The 2,708-nt window shown below is 39.7% G+C and carries 4 protein-coding genes; all 4 read right to left on the minus strand.

Annotated elements, in window-relative coordinates; genetic code table 11:
- Positions 1-116: LexA family protein (locus D5281_RS27295; RefSeq protein WP_408637315.1), on the minus strand; the 116-nt coding region annotated here is incomplete at its 3' end.
- Positions 117-355: 239 nt separating this feature from the next.
- Positions 356-724, minus strand: coding sequence for a hypothetical protein (locus tag D5281_RS24505; RefSeq protein WP_160562477.1), 369 nt, complete (start codon positions 722-724; stop codon positions 356-358).
- A gap of 59 nt (positions 725-783) precedes the next feature.
- A complete protein-coding gene (locus D5281_RS24510; protein WP_160562478.1) occupies positions 784-1,875 on the minus strand; it encodes a DUF262 domain-containing protein in 1,092 nt (363 codons plus the stop codon).
- A gap of 13 nt (positions 1,876-1,888) precedes the next feature.
- Entirely contained in the window at positions 1,889-2,476 is a 588-nt protein-coding gene (locus tag D5281_RS24515) for a hypothetical protein (RefSeq protein ID WP_160562479.1), read from the minus strand.
- Between the last annotated feature and the right edge of the window lie 232 nt (positions 2,477-2,708).

Raw genomic sequence — 2,708 nt, forward strand, 5'->3', positions numbered from 1 at the left:
GTAGATACAGCTCTGACACCTACGCCATCAGCGATTTCCCTGTAAGACGGGGAATATCCATGTTCTTTGATATAGTCGATAATGAACTTATATGTTTCATAATCTTTTTCCGTCATTTTCTATTCCACCTTTCCATGCGGCGGTCAGAATTTTCCAACCGCCATATTTGAAATACCTTGACTCAAAATGCCTGACTCAACATAGCATATCTTAACTTAACGCAGCATAACCAAACCCAACCGAACTCAACATAGCTCATCTCAACAAAACATAAAGCGCTTAACTCGTCATTCTCAGTATTTCATCCTCTCCTGACCATTTCCACATTAAGGACTTCTAGCTTTTGGATCATACTCTAACACCATTGCGCTTTCCTCCTTCCGTAATAGCTGTTTATATTATCTTTCTCTTTTGATTCACATATTTTCCGAAAATATTCACCCAAATCAAATCCGTATGCCCTACTAAGCAAGGAAACGATTTCCCTGTTTTTCCGTACTGAAACTGCCGCAATCACAACAGTATTTGTTGTGGACAAATTTTTCCTAATAATATTTTCCAATGATTGCCGTAAATTTTCATACGGTGTATCTACATAACATTTTCTCCCTTTTCCATTTTCATTTATGAAGTAAACCAGCCTATATGTAAAATATGTTTCTATCATGTTATTTGCCGCAATTCCTCTTTGAACATCCGAAATAATATCTGATACCGTAAACATAATTTTCCTCACTTCCCTTGTATATAGGGGAGAGACTTGCCCTCCCCTTAAATTTCCCGCTAGGCCGCTTTCTTCACTTCACTAAAATATTTTCCAAACAATGCTTCCAGATAATCAATTTTCCCACGGACAATATTGGTATCTCTTGTCGCTTTATTTTCATTTAGCGTTTCCCAAGTTGTTCCGTTAATCTCTGACTCATTCCCACCGTTAACAAACCATTCAAGGAATTTTCCATATTCCTTTGCCTCATGCCCCATTTCCAGAAACCTATTGAACGCTGTTATAAAGATATGTGCATGCTTGCTGTTAAACAGACCACGGATTTCAGTTGTAGTTCCCACTGATACCGTAAGCCTTGTAAGCAGATCATTCAGGTTATCAAAATCGGATAGGCTTGCATTCTCATTCAGTGCCTTAAAGTTTATTTTTGTGTCCTTTCGGTATAAATCAGGGTGGATACAAAGCAGTGCCGTCTCGCCAATGACACGCTCTATCGTTCCATTTTTTCGTTCATTGCGGCTACATGTATATATATCAAGAAAAAAGCGGTTTCTCGTGATATTTCTGATTTCCCCTGCGAAAGCATCCGAATATGTAAATGCCTTTTGCGCCGTGTTCATGGCTGTATGGTTATTAAACCGTCTCACAAGCTTGGAAATTTCCGTTGTATCGCAATTCTGGTGTATAACTGTCTCTATCTGATAGCCGTCAAATCTATCTCTCAATTCTTCTGGGAGTTGCTCGTACGATTTTCCACGAATGTCATATTCCACGGATTCCCATATGATTTCACCCTGGCTGTCACGCTTCGGGTTCCCGTTTCCATCCAAAATTTTCCGCTGGTATGTCACAAGATATTCATCAATGCTTTTTGCAATTTTAGTATTTCCATAGCGGAACATAGAAAGGGAGCTTGAACGCTGGAGCCCATCAATAATCCACAATTTTGATATCCCGTTTGAGGTTTCCTCCCCCAAGATAATCGGAGGAATATAATTGTCGGTCAATACTGTAGCTATCAGTTCTCCGACCATGTTTGGCTTCCACTGTCCTGAAAGCCTCTGGCAATCCTGGTCTGTGCGGATCGTCTCCGCATTAAGCTGTTTTAAGTACATATCCAATGAATAAGTTTGCTTCCTGATCTTCATAATGGCTCTCTCCTTAAAATAAAACCTTTATATTCTCATAGCTTCTCATTACCTGTAAAGCATCTGCATATTCCGTTGGTGATATTTCCAACATCCTTTGTATCTCTCCCGGTCTGAATCCATCAATCAGGAGATTCAAAATATTTACCTGGCAGTTGGATAACCTTGCTATATAACGGCTGACTTTATCCTGATATTGTCCTTTTCCCTGTCTCTTGTTCACTTCCTCGAATGTGTCAAAATTATCCGCAATTATGTTTCCTATAGTCAGCCCATCATCATCCCCCACAGGCGTATCCAGCGAAACACACATTCTGTCTGCCTTGCGCTTCTCACGGTTCCTTCTTGTGATCTCTGTCATAATCTTGTTTGATAGGCAGGAATACAAGAACCCATCAAAAGACTGCTTATAATCATATCTTTTTATAACGTCTGCAAAAACTTCATTTGCAAGGGAATAGAAATCGTCCGTATCTTTCCCCGACAATCCGCCAAACTTACACAATATCCTGTCAACCGTCTTATGAAGCTTTTTTGCGTTGTCGGCATAGTAGGTATTTAATATATCTGACTGTGATACTGATAATGCTTCACCTGTCATTGTTATACCGTCTCCTTCCTATATGAATATTTAATAGTTGCTTTCAATGGCCTATTGAAATGGGCGCGTAGAGAATCGAACTCTACAAAAACCATTCGCCCTGCTACCTGTCACAACTTATTTGCTTTCTTGTTTGGGCTTGTCCTTATACCATTTAATGGATCCGCCTTTAAAGCTAGTCCTAGGTTGAAGAATGCTCGTTCTTCCTATTCCTGTTATGTTTCCTTTGTTT

The organism is Parablautia muri (genome assembly GCF_009917485.1).
In the GTDB taxonomy this organism is placed as follows: Bacteria; Bacillota; Clostridia; order Lachnospirales; family Lachnospiraceae; genus Suilimivivens; species Suilimivivens muri.